The sequence below is a fragment of the Arthrobacter globiformis genome, assembly GCF_030817195.1.
In the GTDB taxonomy this organism is placed as follows: Bacteria; Actinomycetota; Actinomycetes; order Actinomycetales; family Micrococcaceae; genus Arthrobacter; species Arthrobacter globiformis_D.
On the sequence record NZ_JAUSYZ010000002.1, the window covers coordinates 123,314 to 149,093 of the forward strand.

At 64.2% G+C, this 25,780-nt stretch carries 25 protein-coding genes and 3 pseudogenes; 14 read left to right on the forward strand and 14 right to left on the reverse strand.

Annotated elements, in window-relative coordinates:
• Positions 1–49 precede the first annotated feature (49 nt).
• From QF036_RS24395 to QF036_RS24415, 5 genes and pseudogenes are all read left to right on the forward strand, one after another.
• Positions 50–940, forward strand: coding sequence for a F510_1955 family glycosylhydrolase (locus QF036_RS24395; protein WP_307106266.1), 891 nt, complete (start codon positions 50–52; stop codon positions 938–940).
• A gap of 125 nt (positions 941–1,065) precedes the next feature.
• Positions 1,066–1,701, forward strand: coding sequence for a DUF3105 domain-containing protein (locus tag QF036_RS24400; RefSeq protein WP_307106267.1), 636 nt, complete (start codon positions 1,066–1,068; stop codon positions 1,699–1,701).
• Between the two features lie 55 nt (positions 1,702–1,756).
• A complete protein-coding gene (locus tag QF036_RS24405) occupies positions 1,757–2,248 on the forward strand; it encodes a hypothetical protein (protein WP_307106268.1) in 492 nt (163 codons plus the stop codon).
• A 241-nt stretch (positions 2,249–2,489) separates the two neighbouring features.
• Positions 2,490–2,807 (forward strand): hypothetical protein, encoded by a 318-nt coding sequence (locus QF036_RS24410; protein ID WP_307106270.1) that lies wholly within the window; start codon positions 2,490–2,492, stop codon positions 2,805–2,807.
• A 115-nt stretch (positions 2,808–2,922) separates the two neighbouring features.
• Positions 2,923–3,332 (forward strand): annotated as a pseudogene (locus QF036_RS24415) (four-helix bundle copper-binding protein).
• 29 nt (positions 3,333–3,361) lie between these two features.
• On the opposite strand, the gene QF036_RS24420 reads toward QF036_RS24415, so the two are convergent.
• The gene (locus tag QF036_RS24420; RefSeq protein WP_307106271.1) at positions 3,362–3,973 is read right to left on the reverse strand and encodes a TetR/AcrR family transcriptional regulator; all 612 of its coding nucleotides are present in this window, start codon (positions 3,971–3,973) and stop codon (positions 3,362–3,364) included.
• A 281-nt stretch (positions 3,974–4,254) separates the two neighbouring features.
• Here QF036_RS24420 and QF036_RS24425 point away from each other — a divergent pair, with 281 nt between their 5' ends.
• Positions 4,255–4,785, forward strand: a complete 531-nt coding sequence (locus QF036_RS24425) for a DUF2269 domain-containing protein (protein WP_307106273.1) — start codon at positions 4,255–4,257, stop codon at positions 4,783–4,785.
• 176 nt (positions 4,786–4,961) lie between these two features.
• On the opposite strand, the gene QF036_RS24430 is transcribed toward QF036_RS24425, so the two are convergent.
• Positions 4,962–5,498 carry an NADPH-dependent FMN reductase gene (locus QF036_RS24430; protein WP_307106531.1) on the reverse strand — a complete coding sequence of 179 codons (537 nt, stop codon included), beginning with the start codon at positions 5,496–5,498 and terminating at the stop codon, positions 4,962–4,964.
• Between the two features lie 151 nt (positions 5,499–5,649).
• Here QF036_RS24430 and QF036_RS24435 point away from each other — a divergent pair, with 151 nt between their 5' ends.
• Positions 5,650–5,952 (forward strand): hypothetical protein, encoded by a 303-nt coding sequence (locus tag QF036_RS24435; RefSeq protein WP_307106275.1) that lies wholly within the window; start codon positions 5,650–5,652, stop codon positions 5,950–5,952.
• Positions 5,953–6,209: 257 nt separating this feature from the next.
• Here the strand turns inward: QF036_RS24435 and QF036_RS24440 are convergent.
• The 9 genes and pseudogenes from QF036_RS24440 to QF036_RS24480 form a co-directional block, all read right to left on the reverse strand.
• Positions 6,210–6,425 (reverse strand): annotated as a pseudogene (locus QF036_RS24440) (DUF4913 domain-containing protein); the annotation flags it as partial.
• Positions 6,356–6,634 (reverse strand): hypothetical protein, encoded by a 279-nt coding sequence (locus QF036_RS24445; RefSeq protein WP_307106277.1) that lies wholly within the window; start codon positions 6,632–6,634, stop codon positions 6,356–6,358. The pseudogene QF036_RS24440 and the gene QF036_RS24445, both read right to left, overlap by 70 nt.
• On the reverse strand, positions 6,627–8,396 hold the full coding sequence (locus QF036_RS24450) for a type IV secretory system conjugative DNA transfer family protein (RefSeq protein ID WP_307106278.1): 1,770 nt from the start codon (positions 8,394–8,396) through the stop codon (positions 6,627–6,629). The genes QF036_RS24445 and QF036_RS24450 overlap by 8 nt, the downstream gene beginning before the upstream one ends.
• The gene (locus tag QF036_RS24455) at positions 8,396–10,000 is read right to left on the reverse strand and encodes an ATP/GTP-binding protein (protein WP_307106280.1); all 1,605 of its coding nucleotides are present in this window, start codon (positions 9,998–10,000) and stop codon (positions 8,396–8,398) included. Before QF036_RS24455 ends, QF036_RS24450 begins: the two co-directional genes overlap by 1 nt.
• Positions 10,000–11,511 carry an SCO6880 family protein gene (locus tag QF036_RS24460; protein ID WP_307106282.1) on the reverse strand — a complete coding sequence of 504 codons (1,512 nt, stop codon included), beginning with the start codon at positions 11,509–11,511 and terminating at the stop codon, positions 10,000–10,002. The genes QF036_RS24455 and QF036_RS24460 overlap by 1 nt, the downstream gene beginning before the upstream one ends.
• A gap of 1 nt (position 11,512) precedes the next feature.
• A complete protein-coding gene (locus QF036_RS24465) occupies positions 11,513–12,850 on the reverse strand; it encodes a hypothetical protein (protein ID WP_307106284.1) in 1,338 nt (445 codons plus the stop codon).
• The gene (locus tag QF036_RS24470) at positions 12,850–13,575 is read right to left on the reverse strand and encodes a hypothetical protein (protein WP_307106285.1); all 726 of its coding nucleotides are present in this window, start codon (positions 13,573–13,575) and stop codon (positions 12,850–12,852) included. The genes QF036_RS24465 and QF036_RS24470 overlap by 1 nt, the downstream gene beginning before the upstream one ends.
• Before the next feature lie 12 nt (positions 13,576–13,587).
• A complete protein-coding gene (locus tag QF036_RS24475) occupies positions 13,588–13,875 on the reverse strand; it encodes a hypothetical protein (RefSeq protein ID WP_307106287.1) in 288 nt (95 codons plus the stop codon).
• Between the two features lie 15 nt (positions 13,876–13,890).
• Positions 13,891–14,484, reverse strand: a complete 594-nt coding sequence (locus QF036_RS24480; RefSeq protein ID WP_307106288.1) for a DUF6668 family protein — start codon at positions 14,482–14,484, stop codon at positions 13,891–13,893.
• Between the two features lie 167 nt (positions 14,485–14,651).
• Here QF036_RS24480 and QF036_RS24485 point away from each other — a divergent pair, with 167 nt between their 5' ends.
• The 6 genes from QF036_RS24485 to QF036_RS24510 all read left to right on the forward strand — a co-directional run bounded on the left by QF036_RS24485 (position 14,652) and on the right by QF036_RS24510 (position 20,476).
• Positions 14,652–14,921 (forward strand): helix-turn-helix domain-containing protein, encoded by a 270-nt coding sequence (locus tag QF036_RS24485; RefSeq protein ID WP_087874229.1) that lies wholly within the window; start codon positions 14,652–14,654, stop codon positions 14,919–14,921.
• 32 nt (positions 14,922–14,953) lie between these two features.
• Complete coding sequence (locus tag QF036_RS24490; protein ID WP_307106291.1) at positions 14,954–16,036, forward strand: CHAP domain-containing protein; 1,083 nt, start codon at positions 14,954–14,956, stop codon at positions 16,034–16,036.
• Positions 16,033–16,551 (forward strand): hypothetical protein, encoded by a 519-nt coding sequence (locus tag QF036_RS24495; protein ID WP_307106293.1) that lies wholly within the window; start codon positions 16,033–16,035, stop codon positions 16,549–16,551. The genes QF036_RS24490 and QF036_RS24495 overlap by 4 nt, the downstream gene beginning before the upstream one ends.
• Before the next feature lie 6 nt (positions 16,552–16,557).
• Entirely contained in the window at positions 16,558–18,000 is a 1,443-nt protein-coding gene (locus tag QF036_RS24500; protein ID WP_307106295.1) for a MinD/ParA family ATP-binding protein, read from the forward strand.
• Positions 18,001–18,193: 193 nt separating this feature from the next.
• On the forward strand, positions 18,194–18,430 hold the full coding sequence (locus tag QF036_RS24505; protein ID WP_307106296.1) for a hypothetical protein: 237 nt from the start codon (positions 18,194–18,196) through the stop codon (positions 18,428–18,430).
• 369 nt (positions 18,431–18,799) lie between these two features.
• Positions 18,800–20,476, forward strand: a complete 1,677-nt coding sequence (locus tag QF036_RS24510) for a MarR family transcriptional regulator (RefSeq protein WP_373460323.1) — start codon at positions 18,800–18,802, stop codon at positions 20,474–20,476.
• A gap of 187 nt (positions 20,477–20,663) precedes the next feature.
• Here QF036_RS24510 and QF036_RS24515 read toward each other — a convergent pair whose 3' ends face one another.
• The 3 genes from QF036_RS24515 to QF036_RS24525 form a co-directional block, all read right to left on the reverse strand.
• On the reverse strand, positions 20,664–21,215 hold the full coding sequence (locus QF036_RS24515; RefSeq protein ID WP_307106298.1) for a hypothetical protein: 552 nt from the start codon (positions 21,213–21,215) through the stop codon (positions 20,664–20,666).
• A gap of 197 nt (positions 21,216–21,412) precedes the next feature.
• Complete coding sequence (locus tag QF036_RS24520; RefSeq protein ID WP_307106300.1) at positions 21,413–22,354, reverse strand: ParA family protein; 942 nt, start codon at positions 22,352–22,354, stop codon at positions 21,413–21,415.
• Positions 22,355–24,056: 1,702 nt separating this feature from the next.
• A complete protein-coding gene (locus tag QF036_RS24525) occupies positions 24,057–24,722 on the reverse strand; it encodes a helicase associated domain-containing protein (protein WP_307106302.1) in 666 nt (221 codons plus the stop codon).
• An 886-nt stretch (positions 24,723–25,608) separates the two neighbouring features.
• Here QF036_RS24525 and QF036_RS24530 point away from each other — a divergent pair.
• Positions 25,609–25,748: pseudogene (locus QF036_RS24530) on the forward strand (cold-shock protein); the annotation flags it as partial.
• Between the last annotated feature and the right edge of the window lie 32 nt (positions 25,749–25,780).

Below are 25,780 nucleotides of genomic sequence, written 5' to 3' on the forward strand. Positions count from 1 at the left end.
GGTGCCGGACACCGCGTCCCTTCTTCCCCTCGATTTCCCGGAGCTTCCCATGCCCATCTCCCCCAAAACCGTCCGGCGGGCCACAGCCGTCAGCGCCAGCATCGCAGCCCTCGTCCTCGCCCTGGCGGCCTGCACACCGGCGCCCGAACCATCAGCCGGCGCATCGACCGCTGGGCAGGCCGGCAGCGGCCTGCCCAGCGCCCACGTCCACGGCCTGACCGTCAGTGGCGACACCAGCCAGGTCCTGCTGGCCACCCACGATGGGCTGTTCGACGTGAGGAAACAGCCCGCCAGAAAGATCGGTGACACCAACGACCTGATGGGTTTCACCGCCGGCAAAGACAGCGGCGTCTTCTACGCCTCGGGCCATCCCGGTGAAGGCTCCGACCTCCCCAACCCGCTCGGGCTGATCAAATCCGTCGACGGCGGCAAGACCTGGGAACAGCTCTCCCGGCAGGGCGTCTCGGACTTCCACGCCCTGACCACCACCAAATCCGGCATCGTGGCCTTCGACGGAACACTGTGGACGAGCCCGACCGGCAAGACTAAAACCTGGAAAAGCGTGAGGGTCGACTTTGCCCCGGCCTTCCTCGCCGGGCACCCCGACACCGACACGGTTCTGGCGACCACTCCCAGAGGGGTCCAGCGCTCCACGGACGGTGGCGCCACCTGGAAACTGGTGAAGTCCAGTCCCATCATCATGTTCCCCGCCTTCGCCGACCCTGGCGACGCGGTCGGAGTCGAACCCGACGGGACAGTCCACCTCTCAACCGACGGCGGTACGACCTGGACGAAGAAAGGCCGGATCGACGGCCAAGTCAGGTGTATAGCAGCGGTCAAGGGCGCCAACGGCAAGCCGTGGATCTGGGCCGCCACCACGGAAAGCATCCTCGTCTCCACCGACGGCGGAACGACGTTCCGGCCATCTGACGCAGCCTGAACCATGGACCTCGCAGAATTCTTCGGCTCAACGACGACTTCCGACGCGCTGCTCATCGCCATCCCCCGGGCGATGACAGCGGGACTTGGTGCCCTTCCTTCTCCCCAAACACAAGGACAACCCGCATGAGTGTCCCCAAAAAGCCTTCCACCGATCGTCAGGCGATCCTGGCCTCCCTCAAAACCCAGCAAAAGGCCAAGCAAAGGAAAAGGAACCTCCTGGTCTACGGCGGCTTCGGGCTGCTCCTTGCGGCCATCATCGCCGCGGTGGCCATCACCGTCACCGGCTCCATCCAGGGAAAAAATGCGTCCGTAGAAGCTGCGAAACGGCCCATCGAGGGGATCCAGACTTACACTGGACTGTCCCGGAACCACGTCCAGGGCGCCGTCACCTACCCCCACGAACCCGGGGCCGGCGGAGACCACTCCCCCACCTGGACCAACTGCGGCATCTACACCGAACCCATCAGCGAAGAACGCGCGGTCCATTCGCTGGAACACGGCGCCGTGTGGCTGACATACAACCCCAGCCTCCCTCCAGCGGAAATCAACAAGCTCACTGCCCTCGCCAAAGACAAGCCCTACATGCTCCTCAGCCCGGACAAGGACCAGAAAGCTCCCGTCACCGCCACGGCCTGGGGAACCCAGCTGACCCTGCAGACCGCCGACGACACACGCATCCCCACCTTCATCAACGCCTACGCCCAGTCTCCGAAGGCACCGGAACCCGGCGCCCCCTGCACCGGAGGGGTTGACGGATGAGGAGCTGCAGCCCGAGCGTGCTTACTGCTGCGGGAGCCGTTGAGAACGGCGTTTCGTGACGGAAGCAGAAGACATCTGGCGTGCGGACCCGGATACGCTGCAGGACGTGATTCTGGACCGGCCCGCGGTCGAAGCACGACTGGATGAGTGTCCGCCGCTGGAGTGTGTCTGGATCCTGTCCCTGCTCGGACGCCACGCCGAAGCCGTGAAAGAAGGCCATCAGCTGCTCGCCCGCTCCCCGGACCGCTTCAAACCCTTGCTGGTCCTCGCGCACGCCTACCAGCGCCAGTACCGGTGGGCTGAAGCAGGGGCCCTCCAGGAGCAGGCGCTCCGCCTGGCCTTCACCCGGACCAGGGAAGCACTGGTCCGTCACCACATCGGCCGCCGCCTCTTCGACGAAGCACGCTACCGGGACGCCGCAGCGGAGTTCGAATGGGCCAGCGACCTGTACCGGACAGCCGGCCGCGCCCGCTTGGCCAAGGCCTCCCGGCGGGCAGCCATGCGCTCCCGGCAGGTCGACCAGCATGGGCGCAGCTCATGGCCCTAACCGGGGGATCCGGATTCGCTCCCCCGGCCGGTGATCGTCTGGCGTCCAAGGCAGCCGGACCAGGACGAACTGACCATGCGTGACCCGATCCTGGTCCTGACCGGTACAGCCATCTTTGCCGCCGCCATCGCACTGGGGATCGCCCTGCCCAGCGGCGGAAGCCGGACCGGGGCCGGTTGGCTGTCCCCTTTCCGGCAGGACCAGGCAACAGCCAGGGCCCCGCCGCCCTACCGCTGGGGACTTGCAGGCTGTGTGGCCGCGGCCGCGGCCGGTCTTGATCTCGCCGTGGCTTACGGAATCGGCAACCTCGCCCTCCGCGGGGTCCGGCATCACCGTCGAACTCGGCTTTGCCATGACGGTCCTCGCTGTCGTGTGGTTCATCTTCCGCCACGAGGTCCTCATCTATCAGCTTCGGATCGCAGCAGTACTGTACGACGCCCGGGGTCCGGCCGATCCGGAGCAGGTCAGGGCCGCCGAAGCAGTCGGAAGGTTCCTTCGCCTGGTGCTCTTCCTGCCCGGACTCTTCATCGTGCTGGCCAAGTTGATCCTTCGCCAGTAAACCGGTCCCCTGCTCGTGCCAGCGGCGGAGGCTGACGTCGTGACCGCAGCGGGTCTAGGGTGGCCGTGACGGCCGGGCCGGCCGCCACGGCCACCCTAATGGCAGGAGCTGCATCATGACTCACCACATGAGCGCCATGCTCAATTCCCACCCGCAAGGCGTCGATGCCGCCGGGACGGAAAGCCTCGCTGAATCCATCGCTGCCTGCTTCGAATGCTCCCAAGCCTGTACCGCTTGCGCCGATGCGTGCCTGGGCGAGAAGATGGTCGCTGACCTGGCCGCGTGCATCCGCACCGACTTGGACTGTGCTGACATCTGCGCCGCCACAGGCAACATCCTGACCCGTCAGACCGCCACCAACACAGCCATCACCCAGCCGGTACTCGAGGCCTGCCGGGCTGCCTGTGGAGCCTGGGCGATGAATGCGAGCAGCACTCCGGCATGCACGAGCACTGCAGGATCTGCGCCGAAGCCTGCCGCCGCTGCGAAGCCGCCTGCACTGCACTCCTCAGCGCCCCGGCCTGACCACCCGCACCGAACTGCGCGCTGGCGGCTCAGGAGCCGTTTTCAGGCTCTGAATTTTCCGTTGCTCCGGCTGCGGCGACGGGCTGCAGACCGGTCATGGTGACGTTCACCAGCCGCTGCACGGCGTCGCGGGACGGCAGCCCCGAAGCCGCTTCCAGTGCGTGCAGGCAAAAAGCGGCGAGTTCCTCAGGAGCAACATCGTCCCGGAAGGCCCCGCCCTCAGCGCCACCGCGGAGAAGATCCGTGAGGAAATCATTGAGGTGCCGCTGGGCGTGAGTGACGTGCGGACCTTGATGCAGCCGGGCACCCAAGGCGCCACCCCTGCGGGAGTAGGCCATCACTGCATACGCCTCCAGAACCGCTGCCAGCTGACGCACGGGCCCGTCCGCGCTGAGCCGCGCCTGCGCCAGCTGCTGCAGGTGCTCATGGACCTGGCGCTCGTGCCACGCATCGAGGATGGCATCGACATCAGAAAAGTACTTATACAGCGTGGCCCGCCCGATGCCGGCCGCCTGCGCAATCCGCGACATCGTCACCGAGGCCAGCCCATGCTCCTCCACCAGCGCAGCAGCTGCGTCCAGAACCGCCACCCGCACCGCACTGCGGTGCGTCTCGATCGTCTCGTTCCACAGCTTCGGCATGGACAAATCGTACAACCTGACGCTCCAATGGACAGACTGACGCTGACAATACATACTGTCTTACAAAACTCGCAGTAACCGTGAGTTCCAAACCAAGAGTGAGGGCAGGGCATGAGTGAAGGATCAGGGCCGGCAAGAAAGAGCGCCCGACCGGGGCGGACCAAAAAGCCAGAGCCCTCGACCCCGCGGTGGGTGAAAGCGTTCATCGCCGCTGGCGTGGTCCTGGTCGTCGCGTTCGTGATCCTGCACCTGACCGGAGGCGGCATGGGACTCCATCAGCCGTGAAGCTCATGGCACCGGGACCGCGCAAACTTGCCCTGACCATCCACGTTGCCAGCTCGGTCGGCTGGCTGGGCGCGGTCGCATCCTTTCTGCTCCTCGCAGCCACCGGGCTGACCAGCACGAACCCGCAGCAGGTGCGCGCCGCCTACCTGGCCATGGACCTGATCGGCTGGTCCATCATCTTCCCGCTGAGCCTGGCATCCCTGATCTCCGGCATCATCCAGGCCCTGGGCACCGTCTGGGGACTCTTCCGCCACTACTGGGTCCTGATCAAACTCATCATCACCACCCTGGCCACGGCACTGCTGCTCCTCCACCTCCAGCCCGTCAGCCACATGGCCGGCATCGCCTCGGTCTCCGACCTCTCCGCCACCGACATGACCGGAATGCGCGCCCAGCTCATCGCAGACGCCGCAGCCGCTGTCCTCGCGCTGCTCGTGACGACCGTGCTCTCGCTGTACAAACCCCGCGGCATTACCAAATACGGACGTACTCGTGCAGGAGGGCAGCAGCCCGTTCCGCACTCCTAACCCATGCCCTCATGCGGGCATCAAGGTAGGACGTATCAGGTCCGACAGCTGTGCAGTGTCGCATTACCCGTGTGTCCCGGATCCCTAGGCTTTCAAGACATCGAAACCGCCAAGTTGAGCTGTGAAAAACCGCCATTCTGAACTAACAGTCACACGCTGCTTGTCTCGATCTCCTGTCAGTCTGAAGCAACAGTTTTCTGCATTCGTCTGGCGACTGCTTCGGAGAATACACCGTCCGTTGCATCACGGTCAGTGGCGTACACCATGTACGGATTGATGATGCATCTGAAGTCAAGTGTCATCGACGATGCCAGTCCGGTGTAAGCGGTATAGCTGTGTGGCAGGCCCCCCACATAGGAAGGTAACAAATTTATCGAACCAGGCAGCCTTCCGGCCGTTCTCACCAGTCGCACCGGTATCTCGACCATGTTCTTTGTCGCGCTCCCAAGGGACCAGTTGTAGACCGGGGCAGCTATCACTACCGCATCCGCCGACACGATTGCATCCTTCAGCCTGACAACTCCGGCGTGATCATGGGCTGGCGCATTGTCAAAAGCAGGAAGCATCATCTCCTGAAGATCGACCAGCTCAACACATGCTCCCTTATCTTCCAGACGCCGGGCCGCATTGAATGCCAGAAAACGGCTCTGACTCAAGGGATCAAGACTGCAGGAACAACCAGAACCGAAAGTGAGGCGCTGAATCGCCGAGATCGTCCTCCTCGGCTAAACCATGATCAAAAATCATATACAAATCCTATTCGGCACTCGGACCGCTACCCGGTACGTGCTCCGCGAATAGGTCCGTGACTCTTGGGCACAAGACCACGACGGATGTATCCTGCTCGGAATCTTTTCCGCGTTCATGGTTCCGATACTTCTGTTCTTCGGAATCTGGACTGAAGGCCTCGACGACGAGGAGTCCTGCGAGATATTTCATCATCAGACCTATGACTGGGCGTACAGAATGGTGCACCCTGAAAATGCGGGCAGGAACATCTTCCCGTTGAGCAACAAGTGCAACGCCGACTACGACACGGTCCCCTTCTGGATGAACCCCGCGGTCGTCGGGTTCGCACTCCCTGCCGTCGGCGCCTTCGTAGTGCCACCACTGAGGAAACGGACGATCGGGCAACGGCCGAGCGGTCCTCGGTCAGGGGCCCTGTAGCTGTTCCGAAATCTCCACGGCAGCCGAGTCTCCGGACGGAGACCCGGCTGCATGGCCCGAGCTGTCTGGGGGCGGTCTGGACTACTGGCTCCCGCTGCCCCCAGCCGGGGACAATCCTGATGGGTTATCCACCGCTACTGCTGCTGAGGGAGCTTCCCCAATGGCTCCCAATTGGCAGCCGTGGATAACCCGGATTGACCCCAACTATGGACAGCAAGCTAGGCACCTTGGAGCTCCCGGGCGAAGTCCTGTCCGTTTTAGAACAGCCCCGCGGGCGGCTCCTCGCATGGCAGAGGGGACAGTTTGGAGCGGTGACCGTCCTCCGGGTTGCAGCCCCGGAACGGCCCATCAGTTGAGAGCAGCACGGACATGTGGTGATCTGCGTGGTCGCGCCACCACACGCTCATGCCCGTGGTCCCGTCCAGGCGCAGGAATTCCCACGCCCGCCAGAGTGCTTCCAGCCGGCTGATCGCTTCGGCATGTTTCCACCATTGCGGGCACCAGGTGACCCGCCCTGTACGTTGAGTTGCCTGCGGTAGGTGGCGGCCAGCTTTTTGGTGACGAACTCGGCGACGTTCGGGTAGAACAGCTCAGGGACGTCCGCGTCGGCCTCTGCTGCTGGCTCAGCGGCGGCCGCGGTGTCCTCGAGCTCGTCGTCCCATTCCCCGAGGCCTTCAGCCATCCGAGGCTCCAGCGGCTACCCAACGATTGGCTGCCGCAGGTGCCGGCCGGTTGGCCGGGTCGTGCGCAGCGATGGAGGCCCGCACTGCCTCGGCGTGCGCGCCCTTCATCCATGGCACGGTTTCAAGCAGCGCGGCGGGGGCGCCGGAGGCGAACATGATGGCGCGGCCGCGTGGGAACGCGGCCAGGTCCGAGACGTCCAAGGTGCGTTCTTTGCGGTCGTCGTCGTGGCTGTAGGAGGTGCCCTGTTTGGAGCGGCTTCTGGTCATGTTGGAGTAGCGATACTCGCCCACGAGCTGCGCGAGCTCGTTCAGGAATTCTGCTTCGGCCACACCGCCGCCGTAGACCTTAATGTTGGCTGCGGACCAGAGCTTGCGCATCCCGTCACGGCCCCAGACCTCCACGCCTTGGGACCATGACTGGAGGATGGTCATCAGGACGATGCCCCGGGAGCCGTAGTGGCTGTAGAGGTTCGGCAGTTCGCGCCAGCGGCAGACGTTTGCTGCTTCGTCCAGAACAGCGACCATGGGTGTGGCCAGCCGGCCGCCGGGTGAGTGGACGGCGAGTTCTTCGGCTGCCTCGACCGTGGCCACGGTCAGCGCCGTGACCAGTGGGCCGGCGGTGCCCTTGCCTTCCTTGGAGAGGCTGTACAGCGTGCCTTTGGACCGGACGAACTCTGCAGGGTCGAACTGGGGCCGTGCGTCGTTTTCGCCCTGCGGCGTCACCCACCGGGCCACTTGGCGGTTGGTGAGGCAGGACGCCATTTGCAGTGCCGTGCCGTACACGCCGCCGCGTTGCTTCTCGGGTGCGTTGATCACGCCGCCGACGGCGTTCGCGGTCTGCAGGAAGCCGTGGGCCTTGAGGATGTCTACCGCTTCGTCGTCGGCGGGCCGGGTCAGCCAGGTGTGAACCTGCGTGATCGGCCGGCCGTCGAGGGCGGCGGCGAGCAGGAGGCCGGCAATAAGATCCTGGCCGGCCGGATCGAAGTAGGCGTCCGTTTTGGCGTCCGGGCCGCGGGAGCCTGCGGCGAAGTGGTCGGCCAGGCGTGCCGCGCGCACTTCGTCAGTGACGTAGGACAGGGGGTTCCACCACCAGGTGGGTTCCTCGAGCGCGACGGACTGAGGGTCAAAGACCCACACCGGTCCGGCGGCGGCGCGGACGTCGCGGGTGCCGTCAACGATGTCGCGCTTGTTCGAGGTCACCAAGGCAGCGCCGGGGGCGGCAAGGATGGCCGGGATGGCCCGGGAGGTTGTCTTGCCTGTGCGGGGTCCCCAGATGTCGATGTGCATGTCTTCCCAGGAGCCGTAGACCATGTGCCCGCCCAGGACGGTCTTGCCAACCGGGACACCGGGTGAGCCTTTCACCCCCAGACGTTCGGCGGTGGCCGTGGCCCCGCGCAGGCTCAGGGCACGAAGGTCCCGGCCTTTGGCCATGTGCTGGGCGGCGGCATCCACGCGGGAGCGCTTGGACCGCCGGCGCAGCACCCCACGGACCACCACAACGGCCACGACGATGATGAGGACGCCGAAGCCGATCAGGACCCAGGTGGCGGCCGCAGGCCAGGTGACCTTGTGCGAGAGCAGGCCGAAGACCAGTTCAAACGGGTTGGCCGGCAGCTTCTGGCCATCCTTAGACAGCATTGACCCGAGGTGCACAGCGCCGGCCACCGAGCCGACACCGAGCACCACGACAGTGATGAAGACCCACAGCAGGATGGTTTCGCCGTCCATCCGGGAACGCTTGCCGCTGCTTGGTGCACCCATCAGTTCTCCCCTTCGCCGTTCCGGTTGATCGTCCAGCGCTTGTTGGTGTCGTGCAGTGCTTCCTCCACACTGGTTAGCTTGAGCGCGACGGGGATCCCGGGGCGGCCGCCGACTTTGAAGAGGAACTTGCCCAGGCCTGGGCGTACCCGTTTGCGGGATCCGCCGACGTCGGTCCATGACCCGGGGTCAGCCCATGAGATGAGGCGGGATTGCTCGGCCCGGGAGAGGGTGACGGCTTTGTTGAGTTTTTCCATTTCGGCGCCGGGCAGTGCGCCGCAGACGACCATGCCGGAGCGTTCGACGAAGCCGCGTGCTTTCATCCGTTCGGATTCGGTGGGCAGGGCTTCGAGGTCACTCATGGTGTGGGTGATCATGGCCTGCCCGACGCCTTCGGTGCGGTTCAGGCGGGTTAGCGAGTCAACCCGGTCCACCATGCCTTCACCGGAGCGCAGGGCCCGCCAGAGTTCGTCCATGACGACGAAGTAGTTACGGCGCGGTTCCAGGCCGGCGTCGGCCAGGGTGTGGGCCACTTGGACGGTGGCGAACCCGGTTGACCAGCAGGCCAGCAGGCAGGCGGCCTGGATGTCCCGCTGCGTGTCGGAGATCCCTGACAGGTCGAAGACGACCGGTTTGGTCAGGTCCATCGGCTGGTCGGTGGGTTTGGAGAACATGTCCGAGAACCGGCCCGAGCCGTCGAGGGAGTACAGCGAATGGCGCAGCTGGTCGGTGGCGTCGAGGTAGCGGCTCATGTCGCCACGGTCCAGGGCGATGGCCCGGAGCTCGGCGGGCGCGTCTTTGATGACCTCGATCAGATCCCCGATCAGGGGAACGCGGTCCAGGCGCTCGTCCAGGATGTGCAGCGCCCGGTCAATCAGGGATTCCTCGTGTGCGCTGGGCTTGGCGTTGCGCACGATGGTGATCAGCGCCGTGATCATGTTCAGGCGCCTGTTGTGGGAGTCGGCCATCAGCTGTTCGGCCAGCTTCTCCGCTTTCATCACAGCAGCAAAGAACGGCGCGGCCGCGGCCGGGTCGGTGGTCCGGTTCGCCGTGGCCCGGTGTTCTTCGGCGGAGGCGAGCAGCCTCAGGGCTGCGCCGGTGGCTTCACCGGGGTCCAGGACGTTCAAGTGGCCGCGCCCGGGGCCTAGGCTGATGACCTGGCCGCCGAGGGCTTCGATGAGGTCAACGTAGTCCGGTTTCAGGTCACCGAGGATCAATGGGTTGATGCCCCGGCCGGCCAGGCCCAGGACGATGTGCCGGACCAGCGTGGATTTGCCGTAGTGCGGCAGGCCGAGGACGAACATGGACGGGTTGTTGATCATCCCGTGCATGAACCAGCTGATGGGATCGGCTCCGAAGGGCGCTCCGGTGTCGGTGTGAACGCCGATCGGCACCCCGAGGATCGGGGTGCCGGACCCGCCCACGAACGGCCAGAGACCGCAGACCTGGACGGAGGTTCCGCGCCATTCGTCGGCTGCCGTGACGTAGACGGCTTCGCCCTGTCCGCGGCCGCGCCAGCCCCGCAGGCCCGGGCGGCGGGCGACCGCGGCCGCGAGCTTCGTGGCAGGAGCCTGCGTGGGCTGGTGCTTGGTACGGCTGCCGAACATCACATGGCCTCGCGGATCTCTTCGGGGACCTTCAAGTGCTTGGGCAGGACCAGTCCCAGCGGCAGGGACGCGGCAAAGGCAGAATCCTGCGAGCCGTAGGCACGCCGCAACAGCAGACGGGCCGATGGGCCGAGGTTGCCCTCGACCACGGCCACGGCGTCATCAAGGTCACGGGAGGACAGCACCGTGGCGGTGACCACCATGCCGAAGTTGACCAGCCCGGCGCCCTTGGCTTCCTCGGCTGCGGTGGCCTGCGCCGCGCGCGCATCGACCAGGGCGCGGGCGGTGGGCCGGTTAGTGGAGGAGGCGCGGGTGAGGGCGTTGGTCTGGTCGGTCTCCACGATGGCGGCCGCGCGGCCGGCTTCGATCGGCCGGTACAGCAAGGTGACGCGCTTGCGGGCAATCTCCCCGTGCGGAGCGACCAGGCGGGCCAGCGCGGATGCCAGAATGTGGCCCCGGGGAGCGCCTGTCATTGACCAGGACACCGAGTGCCCGGAATCGTGGCGGTAACCGTCCCAGTCGGCTTGATGGGCCGACGGCCCGACGTCGCTCCAGCTCAGCTCAACAGGTGTGCCTTGGTAGTGGGCTTCGTCAATGAGCCGGGCCGCTGCAGGGTCGTACGCCACCCGAACCACCTCACACAGTTCCTGGGCGTTCAACGGCGCGCACGCACCGGCACCGGTGGATTCCAGACGCTCGGTCAGGCTGGGAAGCCGTGACGCAAGATCCCTTGCGATCTCGTCGGCGGTGCGTCGCTTGCCCCCTGCCCGGGCAGCGGCGCTGAACGTCAGCGCGACCCACGCACGGATCGTGGCCGATCCCTGCGGGTAGGTCTCCAAGGCCTCCCGGAGCATGGCCTTGGCAATGTCCGGGGCGTCGTCATGGATGTTCGACTCAACTTCCCGGCGCAGCCGTGCCCCGGAATCGGGAGCGGTTTCAACCGTGACCGATGTGGCCACGACGGCAGGTTCATTCGACAACGAGGCCAGCCAACCGCCCCAGTTAGCCACCCAAGCATCAATCTGTTCGGGATCGACCAGCGACGCCCCGTCGGGCTGGGTGCCGAAGACAACGGTGTAGTGGGCGGTGGAGGGAAGGTGGATCAACGCGAACGGGCGCCCATACGAGTCCGTGAACTCGTACAGCCTGGAACCGGCAGAAATCCCCGGGAGCTGGAACTCACCCCAGGGCGTCAGTCCCAACGGGCCGGAACGGTAGATGTTGGCCTTCTTGCGCCGCGCCAAGCGAAAAGCCAAACGAGCAAAAACCCGTTCCCCCACAGACTTGTTGTGCTTATCGGTCACCGAGACGACGGCCAGCCCCAACCCCAGGACGAGCAGGGCAACCAGCCCGGCGAACCAGCCACCGACAAAGAAGCAGATCACTGTGATGATCAGGCCCACAAACAATCCTGCCGTTGCCAGCCCGCCAAGGGTGCCGATGCCGGCCTTACGCGGACGCCGCCAGTTGCCGTAGGTCGGTTCCCTGTACGTGTTTTCGATAGCTGCCAAGTCAGGCACCCCCCGTGCTTTCTTCGCCCATGTCTTTGATCGCCCCGGAAGCGGCTTGGCCGGCTTCAAGGCCTTTCTGTGCGGCCAGCACGGCGACACCGCCTGCACCCGCCGCCGCAGCTCCACCGCTGGCGACCGCTCCGCTGGATGCAGCTCCACTGCCCGAAGCAGCACTGCCTGCCCCGCTAGATGCTGTGGGGCCAGTTCCGGGTTGTGCACCCGTGGCTCCCGAACCCCGGGTGCCGGCCTTTCCAGCCGTGCCAGATGTTCCTGCCGTTCCCTGACTTCCAGTCCCTGACGGACCATCCGACCCCGGGTTCTGGGTCGATGTGCTGTTGGTCGTCGTATGGCTGGTGGATGTGCCTCCGCCTCGTCCGGCGCTGCCCATGCTGATAGCACCGGAAGCCAGTGCGCCGACTGTTCCCGCCGCCAGACCGCCACCACCGGCAGCGACGGCACCCACCATTGGGGTGACGAACCGCATGAGGGCTGGCATGGCGAACAAAGCAATGATCATCAGGGCCAGTCCGGTGACCGTTGTCAGGAGCGAGGAGCCGAAGTCCTTGCCGTCACCAACGTTCCCGAAGATCTTGCTGCCGCTCAGTTGGAAGGCCGTGGCGTAGACGATGGCGGCCGCGGGCTTGTAGAGAATGAAGGCGATCAGCCAGGCGGTGCACTTCTGGAACCAGCCCTTGCCGGCCTCGGTGTTGGTAAAAGCTGCAGCCGTAGGAAAGATCCCCGTCAGGATGACGAGCAGGCCACCGCGGACGATCATGAGGACGATCTGCATAACGGAGGCCAGAATCGCGATCAGCCCGAGGAAGATGATCATGATGGAACCGATCGGGCTGGTGGCCGAAAGCGCCAGCAGGGACGTGATGTTCTCGTTAAACGACGTCCCATCCGTGGAGCTCTCAATGATCCAGGCAGAGAATTTATCGGCCGCAACCGTCAGAAGACCCACTGCCGCCACGCCCGCGCCAGACACGACGACCAGGGTCGCCAGCGAACGCACCAGATCACGCAGGGGTGCACCCCTTCGCTCGATCACCATCTTGGCCGCGCCCACAAGGACGGACAGCACAGCCAGTGACGCTGTCCAAAAGTAGAGACTGTTCTGCACGAACAACACCGGATCGCTCGCGGTAGAGCCTCCCGGCGCTGCTGTCAGGTCGGGAGTCCCCACGTTCACCCAGAACGTCCCGAGCGTCTTCACAGTCTGTCCGACGGCGTCAGCAATCGCTTTGGCCATGTTCTTGATCGCATCATTGGCGGCGTCCTCGATTGCAGCCCCTGCATGGCAGCCGATGCTGAAGGCATCCCATCCTTCGCAGGCCATTAGACACCAGACCAGGGAATGTACCCGGACAAGTCACTTATCTGTCCCCCGCCAGTGCTGCCGGTTGCCGGAACAACAACCTTCCAGTCTCCGCCGTGCCACTGGAGCGGAACAGGCACAGAAACCAGCGCACCGTTGCTGCCCTTTGCTGCAATCACGATCACCGCGCGATCGGCGTCATATGAGCGGATCTGAAACCCTGCGATCTGCGCTGTCACAGCTGATGTCTCTTGCGGCTCAGGCTGATTCAGCAATGCATCCCGTTCGGGGCTAGGGACTGCTAGCTGCTCGTAGACGAGTCGAGCCTTCCCCGTAGCGGACAGCACGGCGACGTTCGACGCCGCATACAGCGCCCCGGTTGGTGAGTGTGCGAAGCAGGAGCGGAGGCCGTTGGCTTCGGTCTTGCCGGGTCCGAACTGGGTAGGTGATGTTGGCGCGGCGATCTTGCCAACTAATTCCCATTTGGTGTCGGTGGGTGTGGTGACTGGTTTGGCCTGGTCTCCGGAGGGCAGGCCGCATACGCTTGCGGCGGCCGTTGCGCTGGGTTGCGCGCTGGCCGTGGCAGATCCGGAATTGCTTGGTTCGGCTGTCGGGTTTCCGCCACCTTTGGGGAGCAGGGCAAGGATGATCCCGAGCGCGACCATGATCGCCACGACAACGGCCGAGATGATGAACTTAGGTTTGGTCAGCGGGTTCTGGTCTTCGTTCACTGTCGGTTCAGTCATGGCTGGAGCTCCTTAGACCAGTGCGCCTACGACGCCGCCTGCGGAGGCTGCCAGGATGCAGCCGCCGAGGACCCATGCCAGGCGGCCGGCGTGCTCGCCGCCTTCGCCGCGTCGGTTGTTGATCATCATCGTTCCGGCGGTGATCAGGATGCCGGCCACGGCCAGGCCGAAGACGATCCAGGCGATCCATTTGAGGATCGTGAGCAAACCTTCGGAGCCGGGAGGTGCTTCACCGGTGCCCGGGTTCGGTATCTCGGTGAGGGCGAAGCTGGACCATTCCATGGCCTTGGAGAACAACATAGGGGTTTCTTCTTTCTACTTGGCCGGGAGGGCGGCGGTGGCAGTTACTGCGATGCGCACCTGTTCAAGGGCGGTGCGGGCTTCTTTGGGAAGTTCTTCGGGGGCAACGTCGTGGCCGTAGCGCCATCTATCCACCCAGGGAAAATGCCACACGTGGGGCACTCCCCCACCGACGACATACGAGAAGTCGCGGATCTCTTTGGGGAGCCGGCCAGGAGCGTCGGCCATGACCACCAGGCCGGCGACCTGGATCCCGGGAAGTGACCGTGAAGCCCATTCAGTTGCCGCCAACCGTGCCGCACGCAGGCCGGGGATATTGGAACGGGCCACGAGGACGACGACGGATCCAGTTGCCGACAAAGGCCAGTGATGCTCCGCTGCCCTGGTGTTCTTGTCCAGACGTGCAAGCGACGTTTCGCCCGCGCCGCCGTGCACGCCAAGCCACCAGAAACCCGGTTCCCTCCCCGCTGCGTTCCTCCGGGGAAGCCGGTCCGCTTGGTCCGGCTGCGGAACACTCAGCTGCGGCCTCGTCGCCCCCGTAGGGATGAACGGCGGCTCTTCCGGGATGACTGGAACAGGTTCGTCGATAGTTTCTGCGCTGAGGGTCACCCAGCGATTCTTTGAGACCGGCATTTCACATCCCCTAGTAATGTCCGCAAAGATCGTATCGGTACCATCCGACACGAAAGGCCATAAGTGACCTCCAACAACAGCTTTAGTACCTTTCAATCACTTCCAGTACATCACAGTACCAATTTGTGGTCTACGATGGCTCTATGCGGTGGGACGGACTGAGCGTGGACCCCAAGTACCTGGAGGCACTCTTCGCCAAGTACCCGGAGCGTCTTACGCCTCAGGACCTCGAAGAGATCTTCGGGCTGTCCCGAAACACCGTCTACCGCTGGCTCCAAACCGGAGTGATTCCTGCTTACCAAGTCGAGAAGACATGGTTGATCGCCAGAGATCAAGTCAAAGACTGGGTCTGGGAGAACCGGAACACACTCAGGAAGGGCCAGACACCGGAAGTGAACGAGGACCAGCCCTAGGGCGAAGCACCGAACAGATGTGAGGGGGACACATGCAATCACCAAGGAGCGGACCCGTGCTGGTCGCCGGTGCCGTCCTTGCGCCCGTCGGTTTGGTGCTGTCCATCATCCTGTTCGGCGGGGGCTCCCAGGCCGCGGCCGACGTCTGCTCACCAACCGGTTCCAGCGTCAGCGTTGACGCAGCCCAGCTGCCCAAGGTCGCTGTCGCCGGCTACGAGGGCGAGCAGCTGAAGAACGCCGCCCTGATCATCAATGCAGGCAAAGCCCTTGGCCTGTCTGCCCGGGGGCAAACAATCGGTGTCATGACAGCCATGGGCGAGTCCGGGCTCCGCGTCCTGGACCACGGAGACGGACCGGGACCTGACTCCCGAGGACTGTTCCAGCAGCGCGACAACCGTGCCTGGGGCACCTACCAGGACCGCATGAACCCAACGACATCAGCCACGAACTTCTTTACGGCCCTTCAGAAGGTCAGCGGGTGGGAACAGCTTGAACCCACCACGGCCGCGCACAGGGTCCAGCGCAACGCCGACCCGTTCCACTACCAGCCCTATTGGCCGGCCGCCGTCGAGGTCGTCGCCGCCCTGGGCGATGTGAAGATCACCGACGCCGGCGGCGAAAGCTCCTGCGGCATCCCCGGCCAATCCGGGAAAGGCGATGACCTGCCGTGGAGCACGGCCCAGATCTACGAGCCATCTCCCCTGGGCATGTTCAACCGCGAATGCGTCGACTTCGCCCTTTGGCGCATCAACCAGCAGCTGGGCAGCACCACCGCCCCCTACAAGATCCTCAACGGCACCTTCCGGCCCGATGGCGCCCTCCTCGGCTCCGCCCTGACCTGGAAGGACGGTTGGGACGCCAAGGGCTGGCCCACCGGTGAAACGCCACGTGTCGGCGCGGTCGTCTGGTACTCCCCCGGCACCGGAGGAGCAGACGGCACTTACGGCCACGTCGCCGTCGTCAAAGCCGTCAACGGCGACGGCAGCTTCCTCGAAGAGGGCTACAACGGCAACCCCGCCCCAAACGACCACACCTACTACACCCGCACCGTAGAGAACAGCACTCCCAGCGCCTTTCTCTACCTGCCCGGCAGCAACTCACCGGAGGAACCATGAAACGCAACCTGACAGCCCTCGCGGCCCTGCTCGTGTGTACCGCCTGCGCGCCGGCAGCCAGCTCAACCCCTGCGGCGGAACCATCACCCAGCACTTCCACCACCGCGCCGGCCACCCTCAGCGCAGGCGGCAAGCCCCAAGCACCCGGCGGCACAGCACCGGCCACTTTGGGCATTGCCTGGGACGAGGCAAGCAAAACAGCCGCGCTGGACACCGCCACCAAAGCCATGACGCTTTACGCCCGCCCCACGGTCACGGACAAAGTATGGATCCAGGACCTCGGTCAGCTCCTTACCGCCCAGGCCACCGCCGACTACCAATACGTCGACCCCGCCAACATCCCGGTCACCAAGGTCACCGGAACAGGCCAGCTCAAGATCGATGAGAACAACGGCTTCGGCTGCCATGTCGTGTTCCCCACCGACGCCGGCAACTACGACGTCCAGCTGCTCCGCAGCGCAGCCGACAAGCCCTGGCAGGTCAACCGTTTCACACCCCCGAACGGCACAAAGTAAGGACAGATGATGGAAACCCAAGCACTCGACTTCCCCAAGATCAACGCCGTTCTACGCACCAACGGAACCGGCGAAGTCACCATCAACGGGACCTCCCACCCGATCGAGGCCGCCGACGAAGCCGCCGTCCTGACCGATGCGATACGCCTCATCACCGAAACCGCTGCTCAGCTCGGCCGACCCGTCCGCGTCAGCACCACCGACCCGGACGGGCAGGGCCTCATCATCGTCTCCCCCGACGGTGTCGTCAGCGAAGCAGCGTCGATCAAGCCCGCCTCCCGACGGGAGGACACTTTGCCCGTTAAGGCCGCCCCTTCACCCGAACCGGCCAAGGTCACGACCACGCCCGCTCCGGCTCCCGCCGCCCCTCAAGCCGAGGAAACGCCCGCACAACCAGCCGGCGCTGCACCGGCGGCCTTCGGTGCAGCTGTCACGGACGCGGCCGCCAAGGAGCCCGCACCGGCCTCCACAACAGCCGCTGAGGAGCAAGCCGGCCGGCGAAGCCTCAAAGACACCTCCTTCCTCATCAGCACGCCCGCGCTCCAACCCGCCACGCGCGGCTGGCGCGGCGCTCTCAGCCGCCTCGGCTTCCGCATGGACCCCTCACCCGAAGAGCTGGCCGAACGCGAAGACATCCGCACCGTGAGCCAACACTGGCCCGGCCCCCGCACCGTCGCGGTCGTCAACCGCAAGGGCGGCGCGAACAAGACCCCCACCGTCGTCATGCTCAGCGCCATCCTGGCCCGCTACAGCGGCGCAGCGACCGTCGCCTGGGACAACAACGAATCACAGGGAACCCTCGGTTGGCGCACCGAAAATGGCGGCCACAACAACAGCGTCCTGGACCTCATCGACTCCTCCCAGGCGCTGCTCTCCCCCAGCGCCCAAGCAGCCGAGATCGCCCGGTTCGTCCACCACCAGACCGCCGACAAGTTCGACGTCCTGCGCTCAGACGAGAACGACGAAGGCGATCACGAAGTAACCGCAGAGGAAGTGGACATCGCCCACCAGGTACTCACCCGCTACTACCGGCTCATCGTCATGGACTCCGGAAACACCGCCCGCGCCGCCAACTGGCGCCGCATGATCCACCACACCAACCAGCTCGTCGTCCCCGTAACAGCCATCGAAGACCGCGCCGAAGCCGCGCGCCTGACCCTCCAAACCCTCGAATCCCGCGGCGGCCACGACGCCGAACTGGCCCGCAACGCCGTCGTCATCGTCTCCGAATCCACCGACGCCAAGCGCAGCATGAGCGGAGATGCCCTCAAACGCGCCAAGGACGAGGCCCGGCGGATCGCTGACGGCTTCGCCCCCCATGTACGAGCGGTCGTTCGAATCCCCTACGACCCCGCCCTCGTCAACGGACCCATCCGCTACGAAGCACTCCAACCGGCAACACAGCGCGCATGGCTCGGTGCAGCCGCAGCGGTGGCTAAGGAATTCTGACGGACATGAAGGCAGAGTTCCATGTCACAAACGCGACACGCTTCCGTTTTCTGAAAACAAATCCCGAAGGGGTCGATTACCCGGTGATAGTTTCGGAGCAGTCGCAATGACACAACAGTCGGTCTGAGCGGCAGGCTAACAACGATGAAGATGTAACCGCGACTGCGGGGACGAAATTCAAAGGACACAGCACATGACGGCAGTAGCAGTAAATCGAGGCGGCGGGCGTCCCAGTAAAGGCCTGCGTAAGTTCATTGGTTTCCGCTCACCGGAACCCACTGCTGACGGTATCGCCAAGGTTGCAGCCCACAGGGGCCTCACAGTAACCGAATACCTTCTGTCCGTTGTGGAACCAAAGCTGCAAGAAGACCTGGCCGCACTAGACCGCGACGACTACCAGCAGGAGCTGCCCATCCGCATCGCCTCATGACAAAAAAGAAGGCCCGCACAAGGCGGGCCTTCGAAGCTTGAGACTTACCCTCTGGATTGCTTGCCGGCGGATCAGATTGTAAGTCGCGGAGGGCCAATCAAGGCCATCCTTTGTGTTGCTATGAAACCGATCTGGCAGGATCGGCCCTTTTTCATACCTCAATCCCCGAAAGGATTACCCACATCGTACATCAGCACGTCTCCGTGCTTCCAGCACGCCCAATTTCTGGCGTGTCAAAGCAGCCAGACGACCCAGCCCACCGTTTGGGCGGCGCTAGCACCCTTGCTTGCCGGCCAACCCCGCGTTCGACTGTCCCGTGACGCGGGCAAAACCTACCCCCAAAAACACGAGCGGAATCTCACCGAATCATTGCCTTCGCTGCCCGCTGCAGTGCGGATTTTTGGCAAGGACGGCACCTGTGCGGCGATCTTCCTCGACTTCGACTCCTCCGTAGCAGGTACGGACTGGGTCCAGGCCGACGTCCGCGCCGTCCAAACCTGGCTACACTCAGTCGGGGCCCGCTGGATTGAGGACTTTTCGCCGAACGGCGGCCGCCACGTCTACGTCCCACTGGCGCGGCGGGTAACCTTCTCTGAAGCGCGTGATCTTGTCGAGGCGCTCGGCACCCGGTACCGGAGCCTGGACAAGACCCCGCACCAGAACTTGCTCCACGGCTGCATGCGAACTCCCGGCTCACCGCACAAGCGCGGCGGCCACCAGGAACTGGCGATGAGCCTGTCCATGGCCTACGACATCGCCCGACGGCCCAACAGCGCCGCAGTCTGGGCGGCCATGACCAACGACCTGGCCTCCGAAATCAAGGCCGTCAGGGCACTGCGGCTGGAGGAAACGTTCACTCCGGCAACCTCCAATTTGCCCGTGGTTGAGCAGCCGGTGGGCCGCATGTCCCGAGCCATGCAGGTGCTCGCCCAGACGGGCATGTACGACACCAACCGGTATGCCTCTGATTCCGAGGCTCGCCAGGCGGTCATCCTCAGTGCCGCGACCGCCGGTTTGGAGCTGGTGGATGTGGAGCGCCGGATGCTGCAGGGAACCTGGCCTGGACTGGCCTCCTTCTACGCCCGCTATGCAGCCCGCCACCGCTTTCCGTCACTGCGGCGCGACTGGATGAACGCCCTCAGTTACTTAAGCAAAAAGACGGCTCAGACCGACCGGAATGACAATGTCCGCAGATTCCCCACAAGCCAGCCAACCACACAGGCGGCAGAGGTAAAGGGGATTGGTCCAATTTCAAATCCCGATGCAGAGCATCGGTTCATCCGGACCTGGCGAAACGCCTTGCGCATACGGGAGGTGAACTACCAACAATCCAGGACTGGTATGGCGCGGCGGATGGTTCTTAGGGCGTTAGGGGAGGCAGCTCACATGACGGGATCTCGGTTCATTGAATTCGGCGTCCGGTCCATTGCCGTGGCCACGGGTCTTGACCACACCACTGTTGGTCTGCATTTGAGGCAGTTGCGGGCGGAGAAGGATCCCTTGGTTACTCTCGTTGAAGAAGCCAGGGGAACCAAAGGCGATCTCTACATGTTGACCGTTCCCGAAGAGCTGAAAGGTGCCGCCGAGGATGCTACCTGGCAGAAAGGGAAAATTTACGCCCTGCGTCCTGTCTTCCGGGAACTGGGGCTGCCGGCGGCGTTCGTCTACGAAGCGCTGGAGCACGCCCCTGGGGTGCCAACTGTCGAGATTGTGCGGCTCACTCGGCTGTCTCGTTCCGCCGTCCACGAAGCTCTGGAAGTCCTCAGCGCTTGGAACCTGGTTGTTCGCAGTCCCAATAGGGCCTGGTCAATCGTAGCTGGTACCTCACTGAGACAACTCGCCGAACAATTTGGGGTCCTCGAAGCGGTGGCCCTCCAGTTACAGCGCTACCGCAACGACCGGATTATCTGGCGGGAATGGCTCGCTAAGAACGTCAACACCGTCCCAGAGCTGCTCTCCCCCGGTGAAGACTATCCTTGGGAGATATTCGAGGGGCCACCCGATGAATGGTCACTGTCCGACATGGCCTTCAACAGAACTGGATGAAGGTCAGCGCCAAAGGCCTATCAGTTGTGGGCCCACTCCCCCGGTCTGCACATCCTTACGGGTGTCGATGCGGCCGTCCACCGCATCCACTCCCGCGGTTGATTTGGTACGCTCCGTCTTCGTGCCATAAGTCATGCCATAAGCACTATGGGAAGACGAGCGTTGCTTGTCCCCAGGGGGTCCAGCATCACTCCCTAGGAGTCTGTACCGCCTGGATATGAAGTTTGAAGACGGCCGAGACGAGCGCGCTGCGTGACGGTGCGTCGAACTCGGTGACCTTCTCATCCAGCCAGGCAACCTGCAGCCCGTCGAGGCGTAGTTGGATCTGAATGCCGGCCTCCCCCCGTTTTCGCGGTGCGCGGCGGGGCATGCCGGAACGGGTCAGTGTTGTCTCGGAAGTGAACTCCTTGGCGATCTGCTTGTCATCGACGGCTTCAAAGGCGTCAACCAACAGCTCTGCGTACGTGGTCCGCTCCTGATAGACGGCATCCTTGACCTGGGCCAGGAGCGCTGGCGGCAGGTACACCCCGACGTTACGCAGCGCCCCGGGAACCAGCTCGGAGGCTTTGGTCGCGTTAGCTGCCCGCTTGGCATCAGGCTGCTGTCGCGCGGTGGCCTTTGCGGCCTTGACGGATGTAGGCGTGGGCTCCTCCCGCTCCCCTACCGCCTCAAGGGGCGTCTCCTCGACAGGTGCCTGTCCAGCGGGGCGCTTCTCCGCCTGCGGCTGGTCAGTAGGCACGTGCGTGTCAGCGGCGTCAGGTGCTGCTGGTGGCGGTACCTGCATAAGTTCCCGGGCCCGTGGCTCCGCCGATTCACCGGTTTCGGGTTCCGGTGCAGGGGCGCCCCTCCCCCGTTTCGGAGCCAGCAACCCCTGCAGTGTTGTACCGCGGGCAGGCGCTACAGGTGCGAATGCCCCGGCAAGGCTCTGTCGGCCGCTCATGCCTGGTTCCCGCTTTCGATCTCGTTCAGTCGGGCGAGGATCTCGCCGGTCAGTTGCTCGTATTCTTCAGCCAGTCCCCCGGCATTGCGCGAGAAGAAACCGTCCGCCGGCTTCTCCCCCGCCCGGAGCGCCTTCAGGCGGTTCTTCTGGGCGTCGGTAACGGCACCTTCAAGTTCGTGGAAGAGCAGGCCCTTGCGGCGGGCGTCGGCGCTTGCGCTCTCCAGGTTCCTGATTCGGGTTTCGAAGACCGGAGCGACGGTGCCGAGCATCTCTTCCAAGGTGTCTCGGACGCTGCGTTCCAAGCGCAGGGAGCGCGGCCCAACACCGAACAGGACGACGCCCGCCAACTGCAGGGACGGGTTGCGGTCACGTACCGCCATGAAGCGGCGTGCGATGCGTTCGACACCGTCGATGCTCGCATCATCTGAGCGGGTAGGAATGACGACGGCGCTGGAGATCGCGAAGGCGCCTTCTACGAGGATCCGCTCCCCCGGCGGGGTGTCGATCACGATCAAGTCGTAATCGTCTGCCAGCGGGGCCAGGACGGCGTAGAGCATGTCGCCAAAGTCGCCGGCGTCGGAGCGGCTGGAGCGGGACACCATGAGGCCTTGGATGTCTTCGAGGTCCTGGCCGCCGGGGATGACGTCAAGGTTTTCCCGCACGTCGCGCAGGATCATCGGCGCGGTGCCGGCGATGAGGGCTTGGAAGAATTCCCTGCCCGTCTGCCGCTCGTATCCGAGGTCGCGCGCCAGGTCGCCCTGCGGGTCAAGGTCGATCAGCAGCACGCGGGAGCCGGCCAGCGCTACGTACCCGCCAACGTTGGCTGCGGTGGTCGTCTTGCCGACTCCGCCTTTGCCGTTCGCCAGGGAGACAACACGGTCAATGGCCCGCGTCGCCTGAGGTTTTGGGGGGACGGGGGTTTGCAGTGATCGTGCCATCGGGCCGTAACTCTCCTACTTGGTGGGCGGCATGTTGTCCTGCCCTTAACGCTATGTGGACTTCCCCCGGAATACTGGCAATGACACGCATTTGACGAAGCGCGGTGCGTTAAGTAGGGCAGCACACGGGCGCACCTATTTGTCTTCCCATGGGGCTTACCGCGCGATCTAACGTGCGCAGTCATACGGGTTAACGTGTACGGATTTCTGCGGGAGAACATATGTGGTCTCCTGTTGGGCTTCCAACAGGGGCACCAGTGGTGTCAACGGCATGCCATCCCATGAGGCTACTGGGTGTACACCAAACACAGACTCTTACCTGTGATCGCCCCTGAACTATGGCCTGAAATCACACTGGCTGTCTAACCGACCATTCCCTTGAAGTTCCAACGGGACGCATGGCATGGCTTATGGCATGAACTGCTGTTTTATTGGATATGGTTTATATGCGTTCCCTTGGCTGTCCTATTAGGACAATGTCTCTGGAAGACGAAACCTGAACCTGCTTGGGAATGATAGTTCTGACCCCTTTTGGGATGACGTCGTTCAAGCTGCTTTCGTTGCTGCGGTCAGTTTCCGGCCGCGTAGTGGATGCGCTGGGTATGCGGCCACACGCCGGGGAATCGTTCTTCCCGGCCAGCCGCCTGATAGCCGACGACTTCAGCCAGGGCGCTGCTTCCACCGGACAGAGTCGGCAGCACGCTTAGTCGGGTAGTCCCGCCAACGGGCGATGGCGTCCAGGGCGGTGGCGTACGGCGGGGGAGGGGATGCCGTCGGCGGCGTCTTTGCGGCGGTGATCAGCAATCCGCCATGGTGGATTCCCGGCGTGATTTGACGAGATTTCAGAGAGTGCTCATATTTTTCGTCGTAAGAAAAAGAGAACGGAAGTTCCCCCGCTTAAAGTAGCTGTAGTTGCCTGTTTAGGGGGAAGCACCGTCGCAGTAATACCTGGTCGTCGGACAGCTTGAGATGGCCAGAGCAACACCAGTAATACCTGGTCGTCGGACAGCTTGAGATGGCCAGAGCAACACCAGTAATACCTGGTCGTCGGACAGCTTGAGATGGCCAGAGCAACACCAGTAATACCTGGTCGTCGGACAGCTTGAGATGGCCAGAGCAACACCAGTAACACCTGGTCGTCGGACAGCTTGAGATGGCCAGAGCAACACCAATAACACGAGGCGGGCAAGTTGAGAGCATCCTGATGCATTCCTTGCCCGCCCCTACCGTTCGGGTCCGCTGCCCGGTAAAAAAGATACCTAAAATCAACTCGGCCCCGCCAAACCGGTAGACCTCGTAGCCGACGAGCCTGAGCCGTCGGTCCTCGGAGACCATCTCGCTGTAGAGGGCCGGGCTCGCGGTATCGCCGTTCGCGTAGTGCTGCTTCCGGTCGACCTCGAGGACCACGCGATGTCTGCTGGAGAACAGGATGAGGAAGTCCATCCGCTGCCGTGCCAACGGGCTGCCGCTCTGGCCAGCAGATCGACGAGCCGACTGGGTCGCGGGGTCGAAGTGCAGGTAGACCTGTGGGATCAGAGCCGGGCCCCACTCTCGCCTGATACGTTCATGGCAGACCTGTTGCGACGTTGGTGAGAAACCGCCCAGCTTTGAGCTGTGCGGAGGGCTCCGCCTGCCCCCAGGGGGCACAACCCGTGCACCTCGGTGTTGGTGGTCTGCCTGTTGTCCGCGGGGAGGTCGCGGTTTACACGGTGCCGGTTCGGGGTCTGCGGCCCCGCTGACGGCCGGTGCGCCAGCCCGGCAGCACCTCATCCAGCGCCCGTGCCTTGTCCGGGTCGAGTTCGCCGCGGCGTGCCTTTTGGCGCTGGGCGTGCATCCAGACGCCCAGGTCGTGTTCTTCACCGGTCAGAGCGGCTTTGTGGCGGGGCCAGTCGTGCCCGTCCGCCCGGTACCGGGCCAGGGCGGCGAGCCGGTCCTGCCATCTGCCCTCATCCGCCACGGACCGCGGTGCCCGTTGCCAGCGGGGGAGCACGGCGAGTCCGTCACGGTAGGCGGGTGCGAGTGTGCCGGCCGCGGCGTCCCGGCGGCGCCGCTCCAACCATGACGCCAGCCTCCGCTCATCCGCATTAGCGGCGGTGCGGGAAGGATACCGCCCTGTTTCCTGGACCAGGGCCACGAGCTGGCGCATGCGAGCCAGCCCTTGCCCGCTCACCTGCATTGTTGGTGGGCCGGCGGCTTGCTCGTGGGCGGCCTGAAGCCCTGGGTCCGCTCCAAGTGCCACGGACAGGTGGTAGCCGATGGTCGCGGCCGGGACCCGGGTGAGCGCGGCGATCCGGGAGCGGGTCAGCCCGCCCCGGTACATCAGCACCCACTCCGCGTTCGGAGCCGCAGTACGCCGCCTAGTCGTCACGGCACCATCCTGCCAGCCGCACCGCTCCGCCTCCCGTCGGCCGCGCAGGCTAACTCCTCGTGTGACTGTTAGTTCAGAACGGCGGTTTTTCACAGCTCAACTTGGCGGTTTCGATGTCTCGGAACCCTAGCGTTGCGAGACGCAGAGGTTTCGAGGCAGCGAGCTGGATTGGGAGAAGGAGTCGGCGCCCGCATGCTGCTCCTCAGGGGGACAACCTTGGTGTAGCGAATCCGCCCCCGATGATGGGAAAGACGGGCGTAAGAAGACCGGCCCGGAAAGGCTGGGGGAGACATTCCGGGACGGCCAAGTTCATTAGATCTTCTTCTGGGCAGGCGAGTCCACTTCTGCGCGGCGAGGGCACGGGCGATGTAGGCAATCTGGCCGGTGCTCGCTTTCAGTCAGCTCGCCGTTACCTGCGACAGGACCTTCTCCTGGACATCCCGCGGCTTGCCGGTGCTGTATCCGCGCCAATTCACTCATTCCACTTGACGCGCGCCGTCGCACATCCTTGGAATTGGAATTGGAATTGGAATTGGAATGGGAATGGGAATGGCCCTGGGCCTAAGGGGGCAGGTAGCGATCGCTGCCCCGACATTCTATGACCGGTTCCCGTCCTGGTTCTCCACCATCTCTGTACCTAAACTGCATCCACTGAAGTGCGGGTGGGGCGGGCGCTTCCGTCGCCCATCTCCCTGCCGGGCCGGGCACAGGGCACCGCAGCCATCCCGGTGGACATCCAGCCCGCCGCCGGTCTCAAAGTCGCTCAACTGCTCTGGCTCGTCGGCACGCAGGGAACTGTAGTTTTGGGACCAGCGGGAGAGCACTTCCGTGCCGCCGGCGCCGTAAAGCCCGCGGGTGAGATGAAGAGTTGCTAGGGGCAGCGGGCATGGCAACAGGCACGGTTGAATGGTTCAACTCGGAAAAGGGCTTCGGTTTCATAGCCCCTGATGACGGCTCAGCCGACGCTTCGCCCATTACTTCGCGATCGCTTCCAGCGGTTACCGCTCCCTGGAGGAGAACCAGAAAAGAAGCGCGATGATCGGGGACCGTTATGGGGG